General features: G+C 68.1%; 22 protein-coding genes and 4 pseudogenes. 13 read left to right on the plus strand and 13 right to left on the minus strand.

The features are described from left to right. The first annotated feature begins 48 nt into the window (after positions 1-48). Complete coding sequence (locus tag ACFVYN_RS25635; protein WP_390002200.1) at positions 49-267, plus strand: hypothetical protein; 219 nt, start codon at positions 49-51, stop codon at positions 265-267. 90 nt (positions 268-357) lie between these two features. Here ACFVYN_RS25635 and ACFVYN_RS25640 read toward each other — a convergent pair whose 3' ends face one another. Next, a complete protein-coding gene (locus ACFVYN_RS25640) occupies positions 358-1,194 on the minus strand; it encodes an SDR family oxidoreductase (protein ID WP_390002202.1) in 837 nt (278 codons plus the stop codon). 82 nt (positions 1,195-1,276) lie between these two features. Between ACFVYN_RS25640 and ACFVYN_RS25645 the strand changes: the two genes are divergently transcribed. Next, positions 1,277-2,236 (plus strand): cupin domain-containing protein, encoded by a 960-nt coding sequence (locus ACFVYN_RS25645; RefSeq protein ID WP_390002204.1) that lies wholly within the window; start codon positions 1,277-1,279, stop codon positions 2,234-2,236. Between the two features lie 152 nt (positions 2,237-2,388). Here the strand turns inward: ACFVYN_RS25645 and ACFVYN_RS25650 are convergent, their stop codons facing one another. Together ACFVYN_RS25650 and ACFVYN_RS25655 are read right to left on the minus strand one after the other, a co-directional pair. Further along, the gene (locus tag ACFVYN_RS25650; RefSeq protein WP_390002206.1) at positions 2,389-3,399 is read right to left on the minus strand and encodes an IS481 family transposase; all 1,011 of its coding nucleotides are present in this window, start codon (positions 3,397-3,399) and stop codon (positions 2,389-2,391) included. Beyond that, complete coding sequence (locus ACFVYN_RS25655; protein WP_390002208.1) at positions 3,396-4,574, minus strand: Cmx/CmrA family chloramphenicol efflux MFS transporter; 1,179 nt, start codon at positions 4,572-4,574, stop codon at positions 3,396-3,398. The genes ACFVYN_RS25650 and ACFVYN_RS25655 overlap by 4 nt, the downstream gene beginning before the upstream one ends. Before the next feature lie 269 nt (positions 4,575-4,843). On the opposite strand from ACFVYN_RS25655, the pseudogene ACFVYN_RS25660 reads away from it, so the two are divergent. Beyond that, a pseudogene (locus ACFVYN_RS25660) lies at positions 4,844-5,903 on the plus strand (IS3 family transposase); the annotation flags it as partial. 341 nt (positions 5,904-6,244) lie between these two features. Here ACFVYN_RS25660 and ACFVYN_RS25665 read toward each other — a convergent pair. Next, positions 6,245-6,529 (minus strand): hypothetical protein, encoded by a 285-nt coding sequence (locus tag ACFVYN_RS25665; protein ID WP_390002210.1) that lies wholly within the window; start codon positions 6,527-6,529, stop codon positions 6,245-6,247. A gap of 280 nt (positions 6,530-6,809) precedes the next feature. After that, a complete protein-coding gene (locus tag ACFVYN_RS25670) occupies positions 6,810-7,148 on the minus strand; it encodes a hypothetical protein (protein WP_390002211.1) in 339 nt (112 codons plus the stop codon). 476 nt (positions 7,149-7,624) lie between these two features. On the opposite strand from ACFVYN_RS25670, the gene ACFVYN_RS25675 reads away from it, so the two are divergent. After that, on the plus strand, positions 7,625-8,164 hold the full coding sequence (locus tag ACFVYN_RS25675; protein ID WP_123980044.1) for a hypothetical protein: 540 nt from the start codon (positions 7,625-7,627) through the stop codon (positions 8,162-8,164). Between the two features lie 191 nt (positions 8,165-8,355). Then, the gene (locus ACFVYN_RS25680; protein ID WP_390002212.1) at positions 8,356-9,123 is read left to right on the plus strand and encodes a transposase; all 768 of its coding nucleotides are present in this window, start codon (positions 8,356-8,358) and stop codon (positions 9,121-9,123) included. Positions 9,124-9,147: 24 nt separating this feature from the next. Here ACFVYN_RS25680 and ACFVYN_RS25685 read toward each other — a convergent pair whose 3' ends face one another. After that, positions 9,148-9,318 (minus strand): hypothetical protein, encoded by a 171-nt coding sequence (locus tag ACFVYN_RS25685; protein ID WP_390002214.1) that lies wholly within the window; start codon positions 9,316-9,318, stop codon positions 9,148-9,150. 87 nt (positions 9,319-9,405) lie between these two features. Here ACFVYN_RS25685 and ACFVYN_RS25690 point away from each other — a divergent pair, with 87 nt between their 5' ends. Next, positions 9,406-9,633, plus strand: coding sequence for a hypothetical protein (locus ACFVYN_RS25690; RefSeq protein WP_390002215.1), 228 nt, complete (start codon positions 9,406-9,408; stop codon positions 9,631-9,633). Positions 9,634-9,718: 85 nt separating this feature from the next. Here the strand turns inward: ACFVYN_RS25690 and ACFVYN_RS25695 are convergent, their stop codons facing one another. Continuing rightward, a complete protein-coding gene (locus ACFVYN_RS25695) occupies positions 9,719-10,000 on the minus strand; it encodes a hypothetical protein (protein WP_390002217.1) in 282 nt (93 codons plus the stop codon). A 364-nt stretch (positions 10,001-10,364) separates the two neighbouring features. Between ACFVYN_RS25695 and ACFVYN_RS25700 the strand changes: the two genes are divergently transcribed. Continuing rightward, complete coding sequence (locus tag ACFVYN_RS25700) at positions 10,365-10,904, plus strand: hypothetical protein (RefSeq protein ID WP_390002219.1); 540 nt, start codon at positions 10,365-10,367, stop codon at positions 10,902-10,904. An 892-nt stretch (positions 10,905-11,796) separates the two neighbouring features. Here ACFVYN_RS25700 and ACFVYN_RS25705 read toward each other — a convergent pair. Then, positions 11,797-12,844, minus strand: a pseudogene (locus tag ACFVYN_RS25705) (IS1380 family transposase); the annotation flags it as partial. Between the two features lie 86 nt (positions 12,845-12,930). After that, positions 12,931-14,028, minus strand: a complete 1,098-nt coding sequence (locus tag ACFVYN_RS25710) for a barstar family protein (protein ID WP_390002220.1) — start codon at positions 14,026-14,028, stop codon at positions 12,931-12,933. 259 nt (positions 14,029-14,287) lie between these two features. Between ACFVYN_RS25710 and ACFVYN_RS25715 the strand changes: the two genes are divergently transcribed. Next, positions 14,288-15,844 (plus strand): ISL3 family transposase, encoded by a 1,557-nt coding sequence (locus tag ACFVYN_RS25715; protein ID WP_390002222.1) that lies wholly within the window; start codon positions 14,288-14,290, stop codon positions 15,842-15,844. Positions 15,845-15,893: 49 nt separating this feature from the next. Here the strand turns inward: ACFVYN_RS25715 and ACFVYN_RS25720 are convergent. After that, a pseudogene (locus ACFVYN_RS25720) lies at positions 15,894-16,226 on the minus strand (transposase); the annotation flags it as partial. A gap of 122 nt (positions 16,227-16,348) precedes the next feature. Further along, positions 16,349-16,954 (minus strand): NIPSNAP family protein, encoded by a 606-nt coding sequence (locus tag ACFVYN_RS25725; protein WP_390002224.1) that lies wholly within the window; start codon positions 16,952-16,954, stop codon positions 16,349-16,351. 56 nt (positions 16,955-17,010) lie between these two features. Between ACFVYN_RS25725 and ACFVYN_RS25730 the strand changes: the two genes are divergently transcribed. The 3 genes from ACFVYN_RS25730 to ACFVYN_RS25740 all read left to right on the plus strand — a co-directional run bounded on the left by ACFVYN_RS25730 (position 17,011) and on the right by ACFVYN_RS25740 (position 18,908). Further along, on the plus strand, positions 17,011-17,940 hold the full coding sequence (locus ACFVYN_RS25730; protein WP_390002226.1) for a helix-turn-helix transcriptional regulator: 930 nt from the start codon (positions 17,011-17,013) through the stop codon (positions 17,938-17,940). A gap of 64 nt (positions 17,941-18,004) precedes the next feature. Then, positions 18,005-18,325, plus strand: a complete 321-nt coding sequence (locus ACFVYN_RS25735; RefSeq protein ID WP_390002227.1) for a hypothetical protein — start codon at positions 18,005-18,007, stop codon at positions 18,323-18,325. 262 nt (positions 18,326-18,587) lie between these two features. Then, positions 18,588-18,908, plus strand: a complete 321-nt coding sequence (locus ACFVYN_RS25740) for a MarR family winged helix-turn-helix transcriptional regulator (protein ID WP_390002229.1) — start codon at positions 18,588-18,590, stop codon at positions 18,906-18,908. Between the two features lie 60 nt (positions 18,909-18,968). On the opposite strand, the gene ACFVYN_RS25745 is transcribed toward ACFVYN_RS25740, so the two are convergent. Both ACFVYN_RS25745 and ACFVYN_RS25750 read right to left on the minus strand, forming a co-directional pair. Then, the gene (locus ACFVYN_RS25745; protein ID WP_390002231.1) at positions 18,969-19,871 is read right to left on the minus strand and encodes an SDR family oxidoreductase; all 903 of its coding nucleotides are present in this window, start codon (positions 19,869-19,871) and stop codon (positions 18,969-18,971) included. Positions 19,872-19,899: 28 nt separating this feature from the next. After that, complete coding sequence (locus ACFVYN_RS25750) at positions 19,900-20,304, minus strand: Dabb family protein (RefSeq protein ID WP_390002232.1); 405 nt, start codon at positions 20,302-20,304, stop codon at positions 19,900-19,902. Between the two features lie 122 nt (positions 20,305-20,426). Between ACFVYN_RS25750 and ACFVYN_RS25755 the strand changes: the two genes are divergently transcribed. Together ACFVYN_RS25755 and ACFVYN_RS25760 are read left to right on the plus strand one after the other, a co-directional pair. Continuing rightward, positions 20,427-21,044, plus strand: a complete 618-nt coding sequence (locus ACFVYN_RS25755) for a TetR/AcrR family transcriptional regulator (protein WP_390002234.1) — start codon at positions 20,427-20,429, stop codon at positions 21,042-21,044. Positions 21,045-21,145: 101 nt separating this feature from the next. Further along, a pseudogene (locus ACFVYN_RS25760) lies at positions 21,146-22,043 on the plus strand (IS481 family transposase). Positions 22,044-22,094 lie beyond the last annotated feature (51 nt).

Genomic DNA, 22,094 nt, shown 5'->3' on the forward strand with positions numbered 1-22,094 from the left:
CAAGCGATCTAATGCCGGAATGGACCTGACCGAGTTCCCGACGACCTGGTGCAGACGCAAGCCACCTGGAACGCCACCTACGAAGCGCTCGCCGCGCGTTGCCCCCGCGACACCACCGCCCTGCGCCGCCGCCTGCTGCTCCTGTCCGTACGGCTGTGGTGGCATCCCTACTGGGAGACCGCACCCTCGGTGCCGGCGGCGCGTTCCGAGCTGCGGCAGCTGGCCCGCTTGCGCTGGATGTTGCGCCTGGTGTTGCGCGCCCCGTAGGAACGTCCCCGCACCCGAGCAGTCACCACACGGATCTGGCGTCGCCGCTGGCCGCTGGCCGCCGGGCTTGCTCGGCGGCCGACGGCGGGGTCAGCTCCAGCAACCTGCGGCGGCGGCCTCGGCGACGAAGTCCCTGAACGACGTGGGCGGTCGGCCGAGCGCGCGCTCCACGCCGTCGGAGACGCCCGCGCCCCGGCCGTCGCGGATGTCCACGAGCAGGCTGGTGAGCAGACGAGCGACGTCGGCGGGCACGCCTTGGGCGACCATGCGGTCCGCGAAGACGTCGGGGCCGACGTCGAGGTGACGAACCGTCCGGCCGGTGGCGGCGGCGATCAAGTCAGTCGCCTCGCCGAAGCCGATCGCCTGCGGGCCGGTGAGCTGGTAGGTCTGTCCGCTGTGGCGGTCCTCGGTCAGCGCCGCGGCGGCGACCTCGGCGATGTCCTCGGCGTCGACGAACGGCGTGCGCCCGTCACCGGTGGGTAGGGCGAGGGTTCCGGCCAGGACGCCCGGCAGCCAGAAGGTTTCGCTGAAGTTCTGCGCGAACCAGTCGGGTTGCAGGATGGTCCAGTGGACGCCGGAGTCGCGGACGGCCTGTTCTGCGGCCTTGAGCGGGTGGCTGTCGTCGGCTCTGCCGACGCCGTGGGCGGAGAGCAGCACCAGCCGCCGCACGCCCGCGGCGACCGCGTCGGCCACCAGGCGCGGGATGCGCGCCTGCCGGTCCATCCCGGGCTGCAGGTTGGGCTCCACAAGGTAGACAGCGGCGGCGCCATCCAGGGCGGGCGCCCAGGTCGCCGGGTTGTCCAGGTCGAAGTGGACGTCGCCGCCGGTGCGGGACGCCGTGCGGACCGGCTGGCCCATGGCCGTCAGGCGGCGGGCGATGCGGCGGCCGGTCGTGCCGGTGCCACCGAGAACGAGGATGCTCTTCATGCCCTCCAGACAACCCCCGTGTAGGCAGACGAACCATGGGAGAACGTCTCTGATCCCTTTCTGATCGTCTAGCGTGGCCGGCATGGACGTCCTGAGCGATCTGCTGCACCGGTCCCGCGCCAGGAACGCGCAGATCCGGCAACTGATCCAGCAGCCACCATGGTCGATGAGCTTCGCCGACGCGCCTTCGCTCACGGTCGTGGCCACCCTCGGCGGCCACGCGTCGGTCCGGCTCGACGACGACCCGCAGGCCGCGCCGGTGCGGTTGGCCGCTGGGGACATCGCCCTGATCAGCGGCACCAACCGGTACACGATCGCCGACGCCCCGGACACCCCGCCGCAGGTGGTGATCCGCGGCGGAAGCAAGCACGTCATCGACAGCGGGACGGCGGCCCAGCAGAACCTGGCGCCCCGCACGTACGGTGACGGGCTGCCCGGCGCCACCACCCTGCTCAGGGGTGCCTACGAACTCCGCGGCGACGTGGGCGAGCGCCTGCTGGTCATGCTCCCGCCGCTGGCCGTCGTGCTCGCCGGGCCACGCACCCGGGCGGCACTGGACCTGCTCGCCGCTGAGGTAGCCCACGAGGAGCCCGGCCAGGACGCAGTGCTGAACCGGCTGCTGGACCTCGTACTGGTCCTGGCGCTGCGCGCCTGGTGCGCCCGGCCGCAGGCCGAACCCCCCTCCTGGTACAGGGCGCTGCTGACCCCCGCCGTCGGCGACGCGCTGCGCCTGCTGCACGAGGACCCAGCGCGCCGGTGGACGGTCGCCGAGCTGGCCGCGCGGGTCGGCCAGTCCCGGGCCACCTTCGCCGCGCGCTTCACCGGCGCGGTCGGTGAACCGCCGCTCACATACCTCACCGGCTGGCGGATGGCCTTGGCGGCTGATCTGCTGCGCGACACGGAGGAGACCGTCGCCGCGGTGGCGCGCGAGGTGGGATACGAGGACGCGTTCGCATTCAGTGTGGCGTTCAAGCGGGCGCGCGGGGTCAGCCCATCGGACTGGCGGCGCCAGGTGCGGTCGGGACGGCGGGTCAGGTCATGAGGGATGACCCGGGCCGGCCGATCCACCGCCTGCTCAGTGCCTTGCCGACCCCGCCGACCACGTCTCCGCACAGGCCACAGCCTGCCGCAGCCACTGGATGCGACGGCTCGCCGATCCCTCAACCGGACAGCTCACAAAGTCACACTGGAGTACTAGGTGTTGCTGGCCATGACGTTGGTGACGCTCGCGTGGAGGCGTGAGGCTGGAGGACGGTTTCCGGCGGCGGTGTGAGGCCGGTGGTAGTTGTAGTGGACGTTCCAGACCGCGATCGCCCGAGCTCGTTCTGCTTCAGAAGTCCACTGCCTGGCGTAGAGGAGTTCTTCGGCGAGGATGCGCTGGTAGCGCTCGACCTTGCCGTTGTGCCGGGGCGTGTAGGGCTTGGTCCGCTGGTGGCGGGAGGCCCACGAGATCACGGAGCGTACGAAGACTGCGGCGCGGTAGTTGGCGCCGTTGTCGGTGACCACGCGCACGACCCGGTGGATACCGTGGGCGGCGAAGAACGCGCGGGCGCGGCTGAGGAACCCCACGGTGGTGGCGGCCTTCTCGTCGGGAAGGGGCTCGGTGTAGGCCAAGCGGGAGAATCCGTCGACGGCAGAGTGCAGGTAGACATACCCGCCCTTGGCGCCCCCGGTCTTCGCGCGCTGTGCGGCCCTGGCCTGCTCGGAGCCGCGTCCGTGGGCCCGCCACCCGCCGCCGTCGGGGATCCGTCCGACCTTCTTGACGTCCAGGTGGACCATGTGGCCCGGGTAGCGGGCCACGATCCGTTTCGTCGGGCGCCTGTTGGCCGAGCCGTCGGGGTCGAGGAACCGGCGGTGGTTGATGCCCAGGCGCGCCAGCCACCGGCCTACGGTGCGCTCGCTGATCCGCACGCCTTGGTTCGCGAGTTCGAGGGTGATCCGGCGGGCGGACCACTTGTTGTCCCGCCGCAACCGCTCGATCCGTTCGACGACATCGGGCGGGGTCTGGGTCGGTGAGGATCGCGGGACGCTTGGGCGGTCTTGCAGCCCGAGTTCGCCGTACTGGTCGTACCGGTTCTTCCACTTGGACAGGCAGGCGCGGGAGACACCCGCCTCGGCGGCGACGTGCGCGATCGGACGGGTGCGGCAGCGCTCCACGAGCCTTCGGCGTCCCTCGATGTTCAAGGGGGCGTTCGCATGTGTCACTGGAGCACCTCGGTGCTCCGGCCGGCCGTGATGGCGGTGAGGAGGGGGAACGCAATGAGCAGCGCGACCGCGACGAGGAGTCCACTCGCCCAGAGCGGACCGAGGTCCCCGGCTTCGGTGCTGAAGGTGGCCGCAGCGATGACGGGGCCGACGGCGGCGCCCACGTTGAGCGCCGCGGTCGCATACGAGCCGGCCATGGTGGGGGCTCCTGCGGCCTCGTAGAGGACTCGCGTAATCAGCGTGCTGCCCAGCGCGAACGACAGTGCGCCCTGCACGAAGACGAGGATGAACAGGGCGACCGGCTCGTTGGCCAGCATTGCCAGGGCCAGCCAGCCGATGAGCAGCAGTGGGCCGCCGACTGCGATGACTGGACCGGGACGCCGGTCGGACAGCCGGCCGGCGACGGTGACGCCCACGAAGGAACCGGCGCCGAAGAGCACCAGAGCGACAGAGATCCACAACTCGCCCAGCCCGGCGCTGCCGGTCACCACGGGGGCGAGGAAGGTGAGGCTTCCGAAGGTTGCCGAGTTCACCAGCGCACCGAGCAGCATCACCAGGATCAACCGCGGCCGTGTGAGCTGGGCGAGCTCCGCTCGCAACGCTGGCCTGCCAGTCGCCTCATCCTCATCACGTCCTGCTGGAATTCCCTTCAGGATGCCGAGAGCTGCAGGCAGGCAGAGAGCGGCGACAGCCCAGAACGTGGCCCGCCAGCCGAGCAACGCGCCGAGCACCGAACCACCAGGGACACCGGCGATCGTGGCCACCGTCGTGCCCGACAGCAGCACGGCCAGCGCACGTCCCTTCCTGTCGGAGGAGACCAGCGTGGCGGCAGCTGTCAGAGCGACGGCAAGGAACCCTGCGTTCGCGAGCGCGGCGACAACCCGGGTGGCGAACAGGACCGGAAAGCTGGGGGTGATGGCGCCTACGGCATGAGCTGCCGCGAAAGCGAGGATGAACCCGAGAAGGCTGGAGCGCCTGGGCCAGTTGCGGGCAAGCGCAGCCACGAAGGGGGCGCCGACGATCATGCCGACCGCGAAGGCCGAGGTGAGCGTTCCCGCTGTCCCGACCGTGACATCGAGGTCTGAGGCGATGTCAGGCAAGAGGCCGGCGAGCATGAATTCCGAGGTGCCCATGGCGAAGACCGCCACGGCAAGCAGGTACAGCGGGAGAGGCATCGAGTGGCTCCGAGGTGAGAAGAGGCACGAGAAGGTCATCTCGTCACCGCGGCCAGCCCCAAGGGCGCAGTCGCCCGGCCGCAGAATGCGGCGCGACGACGGGGCTACGAGCTCAGTGGTTCAGGGGGCTGACGGCGTGACCGAAAGCCCCCACCTTGTCTGACTCAGGACTCGACATGGTCGGCACGCTACCCGACCGATGCCCGTCGAAGCATCTTGGTTTCCTGACATCGGCCTGTGTCACCAACGTCATGTCCCGCAACACCTAGACCCTGCGGAACTGGGTCCGGGCAGCCGGCTCGCGCCGGCCGCGGGGACGCCGGGCGGCGGTGCCGGCGGAGCCGCCGATGCCGTTGGAGGCGGAGAACGCCGCTCTGCGCAAGAAGGTCCGCGCATTGGAGGAAGAACGCGAGATCCTGCGCAAGGCGGCCGAGTATTTCGCCGGGGAGACACGCTGGTGAACCGCTTCCAGTTCGTCTCCGACCACCAGCGCCGCTACGGTGTGAAGCGGCTGTGCACCATCCTGGGCGTCGCCCGCTCCAGCTTCTACTATTGGCGTGCGACGGCCGAGGACCGGGCTGCCCGCGAGGCTACCGACGGCCGCCTCGCCACTCGGATACGGGCCGTGCACCACGAATCGGGCGGCACCTACGGCGTCCCGAGGATCACCGCCGAACTCCGCGAGACGGGCGAGCGCATCAACCACAAGCGGATCGCCCGGGTGATGTGCAGCATCGGCCTGGCCGGAGTGCGGCTGCGGCGCCGGCACCGCACCGCACCACGACCGCGGACCCGGCCGCGGCGAAGGCCCCGGACCTGATCGGCCGCGACTTCACCGCGCGTGAGCCCAAAACGAAATACGTCGGTGACATCACCTATCTCCCGCTGGGCGGCGGGAAGTTCCTTTACCTGGCCACCGTCATCGACCTCGCTTCGCGCCGTCTGGCCGGCTGGGCGATCGCGGATCACATGCGCACCGAGCTCGTCACCGACGCCCTGGCCGCCGCCGAACGCACCCGCGGCAGTCTCACCGGAGCGGTCATGCACACCGACCACGGAGCCCAGTACACCAGCTGGGCCTTCGCCGAAGCCTGCCGTCAGGCTGGCGTCCGCCAGTCGATGAGCGCGATCGGCTCCAGCGCAGACAACGCACTCGCCGAGTCCTTCAACGCGACCTTCAAACGCGAGACGCTCCAGGGCCGCAAGTACTGGTCCCGCCAACACGAGGCCCACCTCGACGCGTTCGGCTGGCTGCACCGCTACAACACCCGACGTCGTCACTCCCGCCTGGGACACCGCAGCCCAATCGCCTACGAAACGGCGTCCTGAACAACACCAACTACGCTGACACCAGCCGCATAACCCGTGTCCAAGACCCGGGGTAAAGGCCCGGATGCTCGCGACTCCTGGACGGATGCCGTGGCATCGGCGAGCAGCGCTCCCGACTGGCCCGTCTGGCCGCGGCCGACGATCCGCTCGGGCTGGCCCGGACCTTCGCAGCTTGCCCAGCGCCGCCACCGGTCCGGCTAGGGCGCGTATCGGATTGTGATCAATGGCTGTTCCGGATGAGCTCTTGGATCCAGATCATCGAGGCCCGCGGCTGGTGCTGGGTTGAGGAAGACGAAATCCCCGGGATTCGGCCAGGGACATGGCGGCAACGCTGAAGAAGCTCAATGCAGGTACGTCACCCACCGCCTGGCAGACGTGTCGTACCACGCGAGTGTCCCGGCCAGTATCGCGCTGAACGGTATCCACTCATCGTCCGGATTCCACTTCTCGCCGCCCGTGGCTTGCATGAAGATCGGGCTGGGTGCCCAAGCGACCGATACCCGATCGTCCGCGACCTCAGCGATCCAGCCGAGAAACTCGCGACCGTCGACAAGGCTGAAGCCGACCTTCGCCGCGTTGTCCATGCAGCCGGCAAAAAGGGTCTTCATCCTCGAGACATCGGCCATCACCCGAGCATAAAGCAGAGTTCGTCAAGAGGATGCAGGCGAGGACCGCAGCCATCACCCGCCCCGTCGTGCCGACCGGCGACCGGCACGTCACCCGCGACCTGCGACCTGCGCCCGGACTTCGGCCGGGACGACACCCCTGCGGTCGCCGCCGAGATCACAGGAACGTCGGATCTCCACCGGCGGCGATGCCTACCCGCGCTGGCTGTAGGGTCAGGCTGAAAAGGCTGAGTGTGTGCTTCTGTAGCTGCAGTTCACCAGAGTGTCGCTGATCCGCTTCTCAGGGCCGGCCGTTCCAAGTCCAGCTGGACGACTGGGGGTAGGAGCAGTGGCCCTGGAAAGCCTCCCAGGGCTGCTTCAACGTGGGGGAGCCGACGTTGAACAGGAGGCTCCACCGCGCCGGCGTGAGCTTCACGAGCTCACCGGTCTGGACGTTGAGCCGCCAGTACGAGGTAGTTGTGCGGCCATTGCAGATCGACAACGTCAGCTTGTTGGCGTTGAACGGCTCGGCCTTCATGATGTCGGTTGCGGCGCTCGCGGGCGAGACGCACGTCAGCACCGAAGCCAGGACCAGCGCAGCGGCGATACCGACCTGCTTGATCGCACTACGGGATGTCATCTTGTTTTTTCCTGCCTCTGCAGGGAGGGCGGGCGTTCGAGCCGCGAACTACGGACACGAGCGCCACAGGGTGATCCTTTTTGCGCAGGAGGTCAGGCGTGTCTCCTGCGCCACGGCCCAAACTTCGGACCCAGGAGTTGTTGATCAACCCAGGTCAAGGGAGTAGACATTTCCTGGCGCCGTCGGCCAAGTTCCACTCGGCATGGTCGGGCAGACACTGACTGAGGTGACCGCAGAGGGCGCCGGAGGACAGGTCATGGACGCAGACCCGCGCCGTTTGTTCTGAGAGGAACGCTGGCGTTCACTCGACTGACGATGTCTAGGGCCACCGCAGTAGACGACGCGAGTTGCTCGGCCAGCACCCCCGCCCTGCTCCGCGGGAGGCACAGCAGCAACATGAAGAACCGCGTCGGGAATGCTCACGTCTCCGTTGGTGAATGTCATGTCCCAGCAGTCGATGGGGGCTCAGCGACCATGTGCGAAACGACGATGTGCTTTTTCGGGAACTGGGTGAGGCGCCGGTGACGACGAGCGGTGGGCTTCGACCGGGCCAGTCGATGATGTGGACGTTCAGTTCGTTCTTCCAACTGGACGGTGAACCCGTCGGAGCGTTCGCGGCGCAGGCCGGCCCTGGTCGTCAGCATGTGCTGGGCAGCACGGACCGAGTCGGCGACGACCCGCGTCTGCTCGTCGACTTCAATGAGGGGCAGCCTCTGCTGTCGGCACATGGACAGCCGGTGGGAGAGCGTCATGGGAACACCGTGCTGCTGTGGGAAGCGGAGTACCGCATCCGCCGTGCTCGATTCCGCAGAAAGCTGCACTTCTCCGTAACGTCCGAAGAACGAACCATCCTTGATGTCAGGGAGACGTCCCGGCCCGACCGCACTGTCCACACATACGTCACCCGCAGCGATCCCGCGCTCGACCCGGTTGCCGTGCTCGGCCTCATCCTGCTGGAGGCACGGCCCGACAAGATGTCGGTCCTCAACGAGCTGCTCGAGAGGCGACCGACGTAACGGCTTGTGCGGAGTCCTCGTGGTGCTCCTCAGGCGAACGCATCACGAGCCGATGGCAGACCCGGAATTGGCGTGGTGGCATCGCAGGTGCTGACCGTACCCATGCCGCCCACGGGAAGATCGGTGTGTGCGGCGTGGATGCCCTAGAGGTTGTCCCGTAACCGGTGTGGCGGTTGATGCGTTGGCTGGGCATGGGTGGGGTGATCTCAGCGGATGATCCGAAATGGATCGAGCCATTCTCCGGGCTGACCGAGGTGCAGTTCGCCAGGTTGGTGGCGTTGGTACGGCGTCGTGGCGGCGACGTTCAGCGGGGCCGGCCTTGGGGACTGCCGTTGGAGGACCGGGTGTTGCTGGTGGCGACGTACTGGCGAACCAATCTCACGTTGCGGCAGGTGGCACCGCTGTTCGGGGTCTCGAAGTCTGCGGCCGACCGCATCCTCGATCACCTCGCACCCCTGCTGGCCATCTCCCCGGCCCGCCGGCCGCGCAAGGACACCGTCTACATCGTCGACGGCACCCTGGTGCCCACCCGCGACCGGAGCATCGCCGCCTCCAGCAAGAACTACCGGTACTCGACCAACCTGCAGGTCGTCATCGACGCCAACAGCCGCATGGTCGTGGCGATCGGCCTCCCGCTGCCCGGCAGTCGCAACGACTGCCGGGCCTTCACCGAGTCCGGTGTCGACCGGGCCTGCCGCGGGGCCCCGGTCATCGCCGACGGCGGCTACCAGGGCACCGGCCTGCTCATCCCGCACCGCAGACGCCGTGGCCAGACGCACCTCAGCCCGCAGCAGGAGGCGGAGAACACCGTCCATCGCCGGGCCCGAGCCCGCGTGGAACACGCCCTGTCGCGGTTGAAGAACTGGAAGATCCTGCGCGACTGCCGCCTCAAGGGCAACGGCGTTCACCAGGCCATGCTCGGCATTGCCCGGCTACACAACATGGCCCTCACCCGATAACTCACACCCCATACGGGACAACCTCTAGGCGGGAGCCTCTGGACCGGTGCCAAGGTTGCAGCGGGCGGGCAGGTGATCACCGTACGGGCGGCTCTTGCAGAACTGAGGGTCGCTGAGGAAGAGGATGACCATCTTGCGGTCACGCTTGCGGACGCCGTCCTCCTTGACGTCGCAGACGGAGTCGATGAACTCCACGGCGACCGTCTGTACGCGGTCCAGCTACGGGAGGCCCGGCGACGCCAGGCGGAGCGCGAGGCGGCGGAGCGGGAGGCGAAGCGGCCGGTGTGCACGCGCTGCGGAGCGAAGTTCACCGACGAACGCTGGCAGCAGATCAGGCAGTACGCCTGGCACAGCGAGCGGGACGGCCTGTGCGGGCCGTGTGCGAAGGAGGCCGCCGACCGTGCCGAAGCCGAACGTGTCGCGCGCCGCCAGGCGGAGGACGACGCCGCGCGTGAGGCGGCCGAAGCGGAGACGAAGAAGAACCGCCGCCTGTTCGGACGCCGCCGGTAGAGGGCCCCGCTCCGCAGCGGTCGGAAGGGCACGACGTCATCCGGCCCGGCCGCGTAGGGCTGGCCGGAGGCCGCCTTGTCCGCTGTCACCGTCGGGCGGAAAGGTTCGGCGCGCGGCCCGCGCGGATGTGGGCCAGGTGCAGGTTGACGTGTTCGACCGCGGCCTTGCGTCCCGCGGCGGCGCCGCCGGGGAAGTGGGCGGGGCGGAATACGACCGCCTGGGCACGGACCCGCTGTACGAAGGCGTCTTGGTACAGCTCCTGCGCTTCGCCAAGTTCGATCCAAGACCTGATCTCGATGGTAGTCGAGGCACTTCCACAGTCGTCTCTGGGCTGCGGAAGCGCGGGATCGGCTTCCAGTCGCTGCACGAAGCTCTGGACGAGCGGCCCAACCGGTCAAGGGAGGGCACCACCTCCTGGACGCCTACTGTTGTTGAACACCCTTGTTGGACACGGGAAATCGATTGCGGCCCGGCGTGTCGACGTCCCGGCGTTGTTGTCGAACAACGGATCGGTTCTTGAACAGCTGTCCCGTCGCGATTGATCTGGTCCGGGGCCAGGGTCGTGACCTGCGACGACCAGATCATCTGAGACGAGCGGCGGCGGGAAAATCTCAGGTGATCTGCTCCCTGAGGCACGAATGGTGGCTGTTGTCTCAGACGATCTGGTCCAGCACCGCTGCCGCGACATTGGAAGTACCGGACTTGATCGCGCTCAACTACGCTCGCCCGTTATGGCAAGCACTGCCGCGCGGAAGTCGCGCTTTCTCGTCCTGCACGACTACGGCATGGGCGGTTCATGGTGGTGGGTCCACGCGCGATCGGCCCGAGAGGTCCTTGAGACCTTCGCGGAGGTCGAGGTGGTCAACAGTCCAGAAGTCATCGAGCGAGCTGACGGGGACCTCGACGAAGTCGACATCGACGCCCCGACCATGCCTCCGGGTCTGGACGGGCTGCGGGCCAAGCGCGACGCACAGCGCGGCCGCCCCGGTTTCGGCGCGCTTGTGGACCGGCGCATCGTGCACCTTCGGCGCCGCTGGGATGGCGACGGCGATGAACCCGCGACCTACTTCATGGAGGTCGGCTCCGACGGCCGCAGGTTGCGCCAGGTAGAGCTGGCCGACGACGGAACCGCGCTGAAGAGCGGTCCCAACGACTGGACGTTCAATCCGCCAGTTGTGGACCTCTTTGACCCTGAGTGGGCGGACAAGGAAATCCACCCGGCCGAGTTCGAGGCAGCATGGCTCCGAGCACGGCACGTCGACAGCGATTAAGTAGGGGGTCGACGCCACCGCGCAGCAGAGTCAGGACGGACCAGATCAACTGAGACGGCGAGTGAAACGGACGAGATCAATCGAGATCGGGACCAGATCACCAAAGACGGGACAACAGCTCCCTCAGCTAGCTCTCGATTTTCGGTGTCCTCTGACACTGAACCCTGACCGATTGCCACTGAAGGTTGACCTCTGCGTGGGCGACAGCCCTCGTCTGTTCCCCTTCAGGCCCGCGGATATGCTCGCGCCATGCGACGACAGGGACGAATGGTCAAGACGGCTCGCTGGCTGGTGGTTTGGGCCGTGTTCACCGTCGTCATGTGCTTTGTCACCGGCTTCGCGGGCATCTACAGGGGCTGGTTGTCCACTGCGGTGACGTCCGCGTTGGTGGTGGCCTCCTGGTACCTGGTCCCGTGGTTGCGGTCTCGCAGGGAGCGCAAAGCCACAGCGCAGTAGCCAGACGACGGGTCCGGAGCGTCGTACCCCCGGATGAAACTCGCCGGTCAAACTTCAGTGTCAGAGGACATTCGGTGCCTCGTCGCCAGGTTGCTCAAGCGGTTGAGGGTGCCCCTTGGTGCACCACGGATTGCTGTCGGTGATACGAGTGATCCCGCCATCAATGGTCTCGAAGTCGGTGTACTTCTGGATGAGCGGTGCTCCGCAGTCGGGGTAGGCACACGAGCCTTCAACCGCTTCTTGACCATGCCACTGTCTCCCAGCCATGTTCCTAGCCTCGATCTTTCGCGACGGTCCACCGACGGAGTCGGTGGACCGTCGCGCGTTCCGTGCCTGATGGTCGACAGGCCGAGGGCCCGGCTGTCGCGTCGGGTGGGCGCCGGGTTCCACAGCTCCGGTCGGGGTGGTGCTGCTCGCAGGGACGGGAAAGGGCTGGTCAGCCGGGGTTGGGGAGAGCTTCGAGCCGTGCCAGGGCGTTGGTGATCACGTCGGTCCAGGGCCAGTGGCGTGCGAATCTCAGGTGTCGGCGGCGGGCGGTCGTGACAATCCGGGCGGCGGCGGAGAAGAGGCGTAGCCGGAGGCGACGGGGCTCCCACCTGCGGGTTTCGTCGGTCAGAGCAAGCGTGGGCATCCAGGCCAGCAAGTCGAGGGCGATCTGGACGATCTCCAGCCAGATCTGGTTCTGCGCGGTGTCGTGCAGGGGGCAGGTTGCGCAGGCCGGTGGCGCGGGCGTTTCGGATGCGGTCCTCGGCGCGGGCTCGTTGGCGGTGCCGCAGCTCGAGTGCCGCGATCGGCATGTCGGTGGTGTTGGTGGCGAAGCAGGTCAGCCGCAGTCCGTCAGCGTCGGTTATGCGCAACTGGGCGCCGGGGTGCGGCCGTTCCTTGCGGACGATCAGTCGCATTCCCTTCGGCCAGCCCTTGAGACAGTCGCCGGTGATTTCGGCGACCCAGGCCCCATCCCGGATCTCGCCGCTGGGCTCGACCGCTGCCGTCCAGGCCGGGGCGGGGACTTTGAGTACGGCCTGGTGAATCTGCTCGGTGGTGGTCATGCCTACGGAGTACGACAGCCACCGACCCCGCTTCGCGAGCCAGGCGACGAACTCGTGCGTTCCGCCTCCGGAGTCGGTACGAATCAGCGTCTGGCGTCCGCGCCGGTACTTCTTCGGCAGTTGGGCCAGCGCGAGTTGAGTGGTGATGTGGTCGGCGGCGGTGTTGCTGCCCGCGTTGCCGGGCCTGAGCAGGCCGGCCACCGGCTCACCGCTCCCGCCGCTTCCGTGGTCGACGAAGGCCATCAGAGGATGGTGTCCGAAGGTCTTCTTCCAGGTCGCGGTGGCGCCCTGCTTCTCGGAGTGGGCCAGCACGAGCACCCCGTCCAGATCCACGGTCACCTGCCCTGCGACGTCCGGGGCCGCGTTCTTGGCCATGCTCCAGACACGCTCGCGGGCTTCGGCCCGCGTGGCCCGAATCGCGGACAGGGCCTTCTGTCGACGGTCACGCAATTCGGCTCTGGCGACGATCACGTGATGTTCTCTGGCCGACGCGTCGCGGCGCACTTGTGGCGGAGTACAGCTCACGCCAGGGTGACGCGCATGTCGCCCTCGGCCAGGACGTTGAGGACCTCGGCGAACAGGTCGTAGGGCTGGCCGTCCGGTGTCAAGGTCTTGGACAGGTGCTCGCGTGCGGTGACGGCGTCTCGCCAGAGCAGGGTTGCGGGTGCGGTGTAGCCGAAGGTGCCGCCCAGGCAGTCGTCGAGGGCGTCCAGGCAGCCGCCGAAGTAGCCGCCCGGTCCGTTCACCGCCTCACCGAGCGCCAAGTAGAGGCCAGGTTCGTCGGTGATGTGCCGACCGTCGAGTTCGTAGGCGTGACGAGCCGGCCGGTCACGGTGGGCGCGTCGGCAGGCCCGCTCCCGGACGAGATCGAGCCAGGCCCCGCGGCGCCGGGTGTCGAGGCAGGCCCAGGCGCCCAGGGTTTTCGGTGGCCCGGCGAGCCACCGTTCCCAGATGGGCCGGGCGTATTCGGGGACGGGCGTGAAGAGCTTCCCTTCGAGCTCCAGGTCGATCAGGTCCGTCCCGTTGGAGGACGGTTGCCAGGCGGTGACTCTGGTCAACAGCAGTCGTTCCGTGAGGGCTTCGCCCTGGTCGTCCCGTATCTCGAGGGCGGCCTCCTCCAGATCCAGCGCCCGCCGGGTGCCCTTCAGCAGTGCCGCCCTGAGCTGATCACTCGGGGCGAGTCCCCTCAGGACGAGCGGGGGTGCCACCTGCTCGGGTGGCAGGACGCGGGCGAATTCCCGGCACGAGCCCAGCCAGCGATGGCCGTCGTGCACTCGGACGGAGCCCCTGTGGCCCTCGGGTGGGCCTTCGTAGTCGTCCAGACCGGTGAGCAGCAGACTGTCTGTTCCGGGGAACTGACCTGAGCTCTCCGCGTCCTCCAGCAGCCAAGGTTCGAGTCCCTCGTCGTCCGGCACCAGCCACACCCGGCTGCCTACCCAGTCCCGCACCTCGCCGTCTACCGGGACCCAGTCGAGCAGTTCGTACGTCCCACGCCGGGGTTCCCCGAACAGCCCCTCCGCCTCGACGCAGACTCCCCAGGCATGGCCATGCTCGGTCTCCGTCAGCGTGTACCGCGTGGGCCCGCGAAGGTTCTCGTCCTCCTGCACGGAGAGAATCATGCCCGGACCAGGCTTTCGCGGCGAACCCCTTTCCCTGTGGCGGGTCACGATCTCTCAAGACTGAACACCCGAGTTGGCCACAAGCGATCAAGTTCCCTCGGTTCTTGCGGGTCACGTGACGTTCCCTGCCCTTGCACGCGTCGCGACCCACAGGACTATGTGTGATCGGGGAGCATGACCGACGTGCTTATCGCAGAGTGTTGAGGACCTGTTTCCGCACCTGAGCGCAGTGGCCGTCGATCGGGTGGAGTCCGATGGTGTGTCCGCGACGTTGTCCGTACGGGCTTCCGCGCCGGCCGCAGCGTGCTCCGGCTGCGGCGCCCGGTCCGCGCGGGTTCACGGCCGCTACCGCCGATCGTTGGCGGACTCGCCGGTCGCCGGGCGCGGGGTGAAGGTTGTGGTGACGGTGCGCCGTTTCAAATGCGTCAACGACGCGTGCTGCCAGACGACGTTCAGCGAACAGGTCCCGGGCCTCACCTCGCCGTTCGCCAGGCGGACGCCGACGCTGACCAAGGCGCTGGTGTCGATCGCGCTGGCGCTGGCTGGCCGGGCCGGATCCCGGCTCGCCACCCGGTTGGGTATGCCGTGCGGCCGTGACCTGCTCATCAAGCTGATCCGCGCGCAGCCCGCGCCCGAGGTCCCGAAGGTGACCGTGCTCGGCGTCGACGACTTCGCGATCCGGCGCCGTCACTCCTACAACACCATCCTGATCGACATGGAAACGCACCGGCCAATCGACGTGCTGCCGGACCGCGAGGCCCAGACGCTGGCCGATTGGCTGGCCGCGCATCCGGGCGTCGAGATCGTGTGCCGGGACCGGGGCGGCACCTACGCTGAGGGTGTCCGGGCCGGCGCACCGGACGCTACGCAAGTCGCAGATCGCTTCCATTTATGGAAGAACCTGTGTGAGGCGGCGCAGAAGACGGTCGTGGCACACCACGGTTGCCTGCGTCAGGCAGCTCGCGCCGAGGCCGAAGTCCAGCCCGAGGCCGAACCCGGCGAGCACACGCCCCCGCCGGAGATCCCCGGCCCGCCGAGCCGGGACTACCCGCTAGCCGCCCGGACCCGACAACGCCACGCCGACGTGCGGGAATGCCTGGCCCGCGGCTTGTCCAGGGCGGCGGTCGGCCGCGAGTTGAACCTCGACATCCAGACCGTGCGCCGCTTCGCCAACGCCGCCACCGTCGAGGAGCTTTTGGCCAAGGCCGAGCACCGGTCCAGTCGACTGGACCCTTGGCGCGATGTCGTCAACCAGCGCTGGAACGCCGGAGTCACCAACGCCCAGGAGATCACCGCCGAACTGCGCGCCCTGGGCTTCACCGGCAGCGTCCAGATCGTCCGCCGCTACCTGCGGCCACTGCGTCCCCACGGCGACGGACGCAAGCACGGCCCCGCAAAATCCGCTCCGACCACCCCGGCGATCCCCAAACCACGCCAGGTCAGCCGCTGGATGCTCACCCACCCAGACCACCTCGACGAGGACGAAGCACTCGGGCTGAAAGCCGCAGTGTCCAGCTGCGAGCATCTGGAACGCCTGCACAGCCACATTCGCGAGTTCGCCGCCATCATGCAGCAGCGACGTGGCACCGATCTTCCGGCCTGGCTGGACACCGTGGATGCCGACGACCTCCCGGCACTGCACACGCTCGCCACCGGCTTGCGCCGCGACCTGGACGCCGTCATCAACGGGCTGACCCTGGAACGCAACTCAGGCGCTGTCGAGGGTGCTGTGACGCGCATCAAAGCCCTCAAACGCCAGTGCTACGGGCGAGCCAACTTCGGCCTTCTCCGACTCCGGATACTGCTGACTCCTTGACCAACGTCACGTGATCGTCGCCAGAGCCGAATTACTTGACGGTCGACACCTTCGGTCCAGCCGTGGCGAGGGTGTCGATGAGGCGGGAGACCGTCGGGTCGGAGGCCACCGGCCCGAACACGGTCGGCTCGGCCCGCAGCATCCCGACGTCGGCCAAACAGTCCCCGCCCAGCGCGACCGCCAGGGCCACATCCAGCAGGATCTTGCCCGGATCGTGTACCGTCCGCGGTCGTCGCCATGGCATCAGCCCCGTCGATATCGCCCGATCCAGCCCGGCCTTGCGGATCGTCTCGACCAGCAGCACAGCCCCGGCCTGGGACACTACCTCCTGGCCCCCGCCCTCGACGCGGACGCGTGGATAGGACTCGATACGCTTCTTCACCTGGGAAGTGCCTCCGACGGTGGCAGGAAAAAGGACCTCGACAATCCTCATTCTTGCTGGTCAGAGGTACTTTTCGCTTACCTGACCACCCGTCGGACAGCACGTTTCACGAGCGTGCGCGGTTAGGAGTTCCGAGGCTGCAGGGGCTCTAATCGCAGCCGTCGGGTCGGCCAGGGTGCAGGCTCAGCCTGGCCGAACCAGATCCGGACGTCTTCCCCGGTCCGGACGGGCAAGCGGGGAAAGTCGTTCTCGGCGTGCTCGGTACGGTGCAGCGCGTGGCCCGGGCACAGGTGCCGGGCGGCGTACGCGTCGAAGTCGGCCGCGTCGGTCGGATGGCAGATGGTCGCGAGCACCTCGCTCGCGCCCGGCTCCGGCGTGAAGCCCGGGCCGCGCAGCAGCAGGACGTCGTCGCTGTCGATCATGGTGGCGTTGGCGGTGTCGCAGTGCTCCCGCCAGACCGGGCCCGTGTAGAACGCCTCCAGTGCGCGCCGGCGGTGCGCCATGTCGGGGAACGCGCGCAGCCAGACGAAGCGGTCCGGGGCGTCCAGGTCGCGGAACCGGCCGCCGACGGTGATGCCGACCGCCTGCTGACCGGTCACGAACTCGCGCTCGAACAGCTCGATCAGCGTCTCTCGGGCGCCGGGATGCAGGGTGTACTGCCGGAGTTCGACGATGCTCATGCGGTGGCCCGCCCGGTGTGTGAGGTCCCTGGTCCAGTTGTCGTCCATGTGCCGCAGGTTAGGGCCGGTCTGCTGACATCAACTGTCAGTGGATACTAGGCGGCATGCGTGCGAGCCGGCTCGTCACCCTGCTTCTGCTGCTCCAGAACCGGGGCCGGATGACGGCCCGGCAGTTGGCCGAGGAACTGGAGGTCTCCGTCCGGACGGTCTACCGGGACGTCGAGGCGCTCGGTGCTGCCGGCGTCCCGCTGTACGGCGCCGCCGGGCACGCGGGCGGCTACCGGCTGGTCGACGGTTACCGGACCCGGCTCACCGGACTGACCGTGGACGAGGCGCGGGCCGCCTTCCTCGTCGCACTCCCCGATGCCGCTGCCGAACTCGGCCTCGGCGAGGCGCTCGCCACCGCCCGGCTCAAGCTGCGGGCCGCCCTTCCGGCGGAGCTGCGCGAGCACGCCGAGCGGATCCAGGAACGCTTCCTGCTCGACGCCCCCGGCTGGTACGGCGACGTCGACCGGGTGCCTCACCTGGCCGCGGTCGCCGCCGCGATGTGGACGCGGCGGGCGGTGGTGCTGCGGTACCGGCGCTGGCGGGCGCCGGAGGAGATCGAGCGAGGGGTGGAGCCGTACGGGCTCGTCCTCAAGGCCGGCCGCTGGTATCTGGTCGCCGGTGGGCCGTCCGGGATCCGCACCTACCGAGTCGACCAGATCCTCGGAATCCGGCCGCTGGAAGAAGAGTTCGTCATTCCGGACGGGTTCGACCTGGCCAGATACTGGAACGTCTATCTGGCCGACTTCCGAGCGCGACTGCACACTGCGGACGCCCTGGTGCGGCTGACTCCGGAGGGCGCCCGCCTCCTCGGCGTGACACCCACGGGTGACGGATGGACAGAGGTCCGCGTGCCCATCGAGTCGATCGACCACGCCCACCGAGACTTCCTGCGGCTGGGCGCCGATGTCGAGATCCTGGCACCGGCCGAACTACGCAACCGCATCGCCCAGACGGCACGAACCCTAGCCACCCGCTACGAAGGATGACCCCTGGGCAGAAGGTTCTCCCGGCCTGGGCACCGGCCGCCCGCACACGCGTGTAGGACCCGATATGCCTCTTCACCATCCCGATGTTGTGGAGGCGCTTGCCGATCTGGCTGTCCGTGAGAGGGCGCCCTGGATGGCCGCCCGGGAACAGCCAGGGGGCATCGTCCGGAGTGTCGATCTTGGCCTTGCCGCGGCGGGTCGCCACGAGCTCGCGGACCAGGCTGGCCAGCGGCGCGGGGAGGACGACCGGCGAGCTGCCGAAGGTGATCGAGACGGTGTCGCCGTCGATGTGGACGTCGGCAACGGTGAGTTGTCTGATGGTGGCGATCTTCTGTGCGTAGAGGATCAGCACCAGTCCGGCGACGCGATCCGGAGTCGGCAGTGAGTCGTCGTTGAGGAGGCGGCCGTGCATCGTCCCAGCGTTTCTCACTGTCGATGGTGCTGAGCGGGCCGGTCCAGCGGACGGTGCCGTAGGTTAGGTCGCGGGCATGCCGGTGCTGTACCGACCAGCGGACGAAGTGGCCTGTCTCGGCGCTGCGCCCGGGATGACACCGGCATTCGCGGAGGAATTCAGTTCCAGCTCCGACCGCGGTGGCCGGCACAGCGACAGGCCACTCTCTTCGAATTCGAAGCAGTAGACTGCGGTCATGCCTGATTCACCGCCGTCGCTCGACCCCGTACAGCTCGGCGCTTACTTCGACCTCATCGAGGTGACCAGCCTGCTCCGGCATGCGGTCGAGCAGCAGCTGCGCGAGGCCGGCGATCTCAGCTATGTGCAGTTCCAGCTGCTGGCCCGCCTCGGGGACTCGCCGACGGGCAGCCACCGCATGACCGACCTGGCCGACGGCGTCGTCTACAGCCGCAGCGGCCTGACCTACCAGGTGGATCTGCTCGAAAAGGAAGTCGTCCGAGCTCCCTCGCCTGGTTTTGTAAGCGGGACTGGGCAACGTTTATCGCTAGTGCCGTGACCACGAACCTTCAGGGTGTCGGCGGACCTGCCGTCGACGTGCCGGTGTGGCGGTGTGAGTTCAGCTGACCTCGTTGCGGACGGCGGTGTCGAGGTCGGTGGCGGTCAAGCCGAAGGTCTCGGCGGTCTCCGTCGCGTCCATGTGGAACGGCGCGTACCACTGGTAGTCCATCTCGGCCATCTCGCGGGCGATCGGCACGATCAGCCCGGCCGTACGCGTCACGGAGCGCGGTATCTGGATGAGTTTGACCGGTGGCCGGCCTGCCGCGATGGCGTAGCGCCGCGCCAGTTCGCGAATGGTGACGGCCGGCGCGGACGGCACGTGCCAGGGTCGGCCCCACGCGCGTTCTTGCGAGGCCAGCGTGATGAGGGCCTGTGCCATGTCGCCGTTGAAGGTGAAGGTGTGCGGCATGTCCAGGTGGCCGGTGATCCAGGCCGCTTTTCCTTTCTGCAGGGCCGACTTGATGAGCAGGGAGTAGATGCCGTTGGCGTCCTTGCCGATGTAGTCGGAGCCTCGGACCTCGACGGTGCGGATTCCTCCGGCGAGGGCCTGTTCCCACATGCGTCTGCGCAGGCGGCCCTTGTGTCCGGTGGCGGCCATGGGGGTGTGTTCGTTCATCCGGCCACCGGGTTGCGGGCCGTAGGCGTAAAGGCTGCCGGTCAGTGCGAGGACGGCGTCGTTCGCCTTGGCGGCGGTGATGGCCGCCGTCTGCAGGGGCGGCAGCAGGCGCTGCCACGCCGTGTATGAGGGTGGATTGGCGCAGTGGTAGATCACTTCCGCGCTGCGGGACAGCTCGGTCAGGCGGGACGGGTCGGACGCGTCCGCGGCGACCCGGTCGATCAGCGGGTGCTCGGGGCCGGAGCCGCTGCGGGTGACGATCCGGACGCTCTCGCCGCGCTCGGCGAGCAGACGAGCGACGTTGGTGCCGATGGAACCGGCACCGATGATGACGTGCTTGGCCATGACGGTTTCTCCTTCTCCGGGGTATCGGTCAGTCGTCCACGCCGGAGCCGGTATAGGTGGGCACGTCTGCGAGCATGCCGGCGATCTGTGGGTTGAGCTCGTTGCGGCGCCGGTGCAGTTCCTGGATCTTGGCGTTCAGGTCGGGGTCGTCGTCGTCGCTGACGTCGAAGATCTCCAGCCGTTCGACCAGGTGCAGTCCGAGGTGGTCGGTCTGGTAGGTGGTCGGGTGGGTCAGGTAGGCGAAGAGCCCGTCAAGATCCTCGACGACGAACACCGCGCTGTACGTGTAGTCGCCGCCGTGGTCGCGGCCGACGACGAAGGACTTGATGGCGGGGTTCGACCGGCCCTGATTGCGCCAGCTCTCCAGCACTCCCTCGATCTGCTCAGGCGTCGCAGTGGCCTTCATCGTGACTCTGTTGATGTGGTAAATCATGACTTACTGCCCATTCGTAACGGCGTTAGTTTTTCTAACGTCGTTAACTATGGCGCGCGTCGGCGGCGCGGTCAAGGCGGTGACTAGTGTTCGAGGACACCATCGAAGCGAAATGACGGACCATGTCGACCAGCACGAGACGGGCCCGCGAACGGGCAAACACCCGGGAGTGGATCATCGAGGCCGCGCTGCACGTTCTCGAGACCGAGGGCATCGCGGCCCTGACGATCCGGCGCATCGCCACCGACGTCCAATATTCCGCGCCCGTCGTCTACCAGCACTTCGCCAACAAGGACGCGCTCGTACTGGAGCTGGTCGCGCACGGTCACCGCCTGATGCTGAACGAGTTCCGCCGAGCCGCGCAGGAGCCCGACACAAACCGGCGCATGACGCGCATTGCGTCGCAGTACGTCCGGTTCGCCGGCGAGCACCCCCACCTCTTCCAGGTCATGAACGACCCGATGGTCGACGCGGACGAACGCCGACGCGTCGCGGAACCGGCCATCGACGCCCTCAAGGAGCTGCTCACCACCTGGTCGACTGCCCACGACGTGGTCCTGGCCGATTTCGACCAGGCTTGCGAGATCCTCTGGGGCACCCTGTACGGCATCGCGTCGCTCAGTTACCTCGGCAACGTAGGCAACGACCGCGCCCGCCACCTCGCCGAACAGGCGCTTCGCACGATCCTCCTCGGCTGGCAAACCGAGACACCGGCCAACGGTCGACCGGCGAGCAGCTAGTTGTATTGATCACGAGCGTTGTTAACGCGGGTCGGACTTGATCGTGGCGAAGGCCCCTGTGTGTGGTGGAGGTATCGAATCTTCACCACACGGAGGCCTTCGTGTCCCACCGTAATGCCCGGCTGACCGTTCACGGCAGGCGGCTGCTCATCGAGCGTGTCCGCTCCGGCCGTCCCGTTGCCCATGTCGCCGCCGAGATGGGTATCTCCCGTCCCACAGCCCACAAATGGATCCGGCGCTGGCGGTTTGAGGGCGAGAGCGGACTCGTCGACCGTTCCAGCCGCCCCCGCAGGACACCACGCCGCACCGCAGCCGCCATCGAGGCGCACGTGTGCAGGCTGCGGCAGGACCGCAAACTCGGCCCGGCACGGCCTCAACCGCCTGGCCTTCCTGGACCGGCCCACCGGCCAGATCATCCGCCGCTACGAACGCGACCGGCCCGGCGAGATGGTCCACGTCGACGTCAAGAAGCTCGGCCGGATCCCCGACGGAGGCGGCCACAAGGTCCTGGGCCGCCAGGCCGGCCGCGCCACACGCAGCAACATGGGCTTCGACTACATCCACTCCGCCGTCGACGACCACAGCCGCCTGGCCTACAGCGAGATCCACGGCGACGAGAAGGCCGACACCTGCGCCGGCTTCCTGCGGCGGGCAGCAGCCTTCTTCGCCACCTGCGGCATCGACCGCATCGAGCGGGTCCTGACCGACAACGCCTGGCCCTACCGCAAGAGCTTCGCCTGGCGCCAGGCCCTGGCCGACCTCGGCGCGACCGGCAAGCTCACCCGCGCCTACCGGCCCCAGACCAACGGCAAGGTCGAACGCTTCAACCGCACCCTGCTCGACGAATGGGCCTACGTGCGGCCCTACACCTCGAACGACGAACGGACAGCGGCCCTGGCAGAATTCCTGCACACCTACAACCACCACCGCTGCCACACCGCACTCGACGGCAAGCCACCCATCACCCGCGTTAACAACGCTGCGGGTCAATACAGCTAGTGTCCTGAGTCGCTAATTCATGGGCGGTTGTAGGGTGGGGTGATGCCTGGT

The sequence above is a fragment of the Streptomyces sp. NPDC058307 genome, assembly GCF_042880295.1.
Taxonomy (GTDB): Bacteria; Actinomycetota; Actinomycetes; order Streptomycetales; family Streptomycetaceae; genus Streptomyces.

What these genes read in the sequence shown, in the direction of transcription:
- ACFVYN_RS25665 (WP_390002210.1), bottom strand. Translation starts at nt 6,529, where the DNA reads ATGGCCGATGTCTCGAGGATGAAGACCCTTTTTGCCGGCTGCATGGAC.
- ACFVYN_RS25670 (WP_390002211.1), bottom strand. Translation starts at nt 7,148, where the DNA reads ATGACATCCCGTAGTGCGATCAAGCAGGTCGGTATCGCCGCTGCGCTG.
- ACFVYN_RS25700 (WP_390002219.1), top strand. Translation starts at nt 10,365, where the DNA reads ATGGCAAGCACTGCCGCGCGGAAGTCGCGCTTTCTCGTCCTGCACGAC.
- ACFVYN_RS25735 (WP_390002227.1), top strand. Translation starts at nt 18,005, where the DNA reads ATGCCTCTTCACCATCCCGATGTTGTGGAGGCGCTTGCCGATCTGGCT.
- ACFVYN_RS25755 (WP_390002234.1), top strand. Translation starts at nt 20,427, where the DNA reads ATGTCGACCAGCACGAGACGGGCCCGCGAACGGGCAAACACCCGGGAG.
- ACFVYN_RS25750 (WP_390002232.1), bottom strand. Translation starts at nt 20,304, where the DNA reads ATGATTTACCACATCAACAGAGTCACGATGAAGGCCACTGCGACGCCT.
- ACFVYN_RS25655 (WP_390002208.1), bottom strand. Translation starts at nt 4,574, where the DNA reads ATGCCTCTCCCGCTGTACCTGCTTGCCGTGGCGGTCTTCGCCATGGGC.
- ACFVYN_RS25745 (WP_390002231.1), bottom strand. Translation starts at nt 19,871, where the DNA reads ATGGCCAAGCACGTCATCATCGGTGCCGGTTCCATCGGCACCAACGTC.
- ACFVYN_RS25645 (WP_390002204.1), top strand. Translation starts at nt 1,277, where the DNA reads ATGGACGTCCTGAGCGATCTGCTGCACCGGTCCCGCGCCAGGAACGCG.
- ACFVYN_RS25730 (WP_390002226.1), top strand. Translation starts at nt 17,011, where the DNA reads ATGCGTGCGAGCCGGCTCGTCACCCTGCTTCTGCTGCTCCAGAACCGG.
- ACFVYN_RS25740 (WP_390002229.1), top strand. Translation starts at nt 18,588, where the DNA reads ATGCCTGATTCACCGCCGTCGCTCGACCCCGTACAGCTCGGCGCTTAC.
- ACFVYN_RS25725 (WP_390002224.1), bottom strand. Translation starts at nt 16,954, where the DNA reads ATGGACGACAACTGGACCAGGGACCTCACACACCGGGCGGGCCACCGC.
- ACFVYN_RS25680 (WP_390002212.1), top strand. Translation starts at nt 8,356, where the DNA reads ATGGGTGGGGTGATCTCAGCGGATGATCCGAAATGGATCGAGCCATTC.
- ACFVYN_RS25710 (WP_390002220.1), bottom strand. Translation starts at nt 14,028, where the DNA reads ATGATTCTCTCCGTGCAGGAGGACGAGAACCTTCGCGGGCCCACGCGG.
- ACFVYN_RS25640 (WP_390002202.1), bottom strand. Translation starts at nt 1,194, where the DNA reads ATGAAGAGCATCCTCGTTCTCGGTGGCACCGGCACGACCGGCCGCCGC.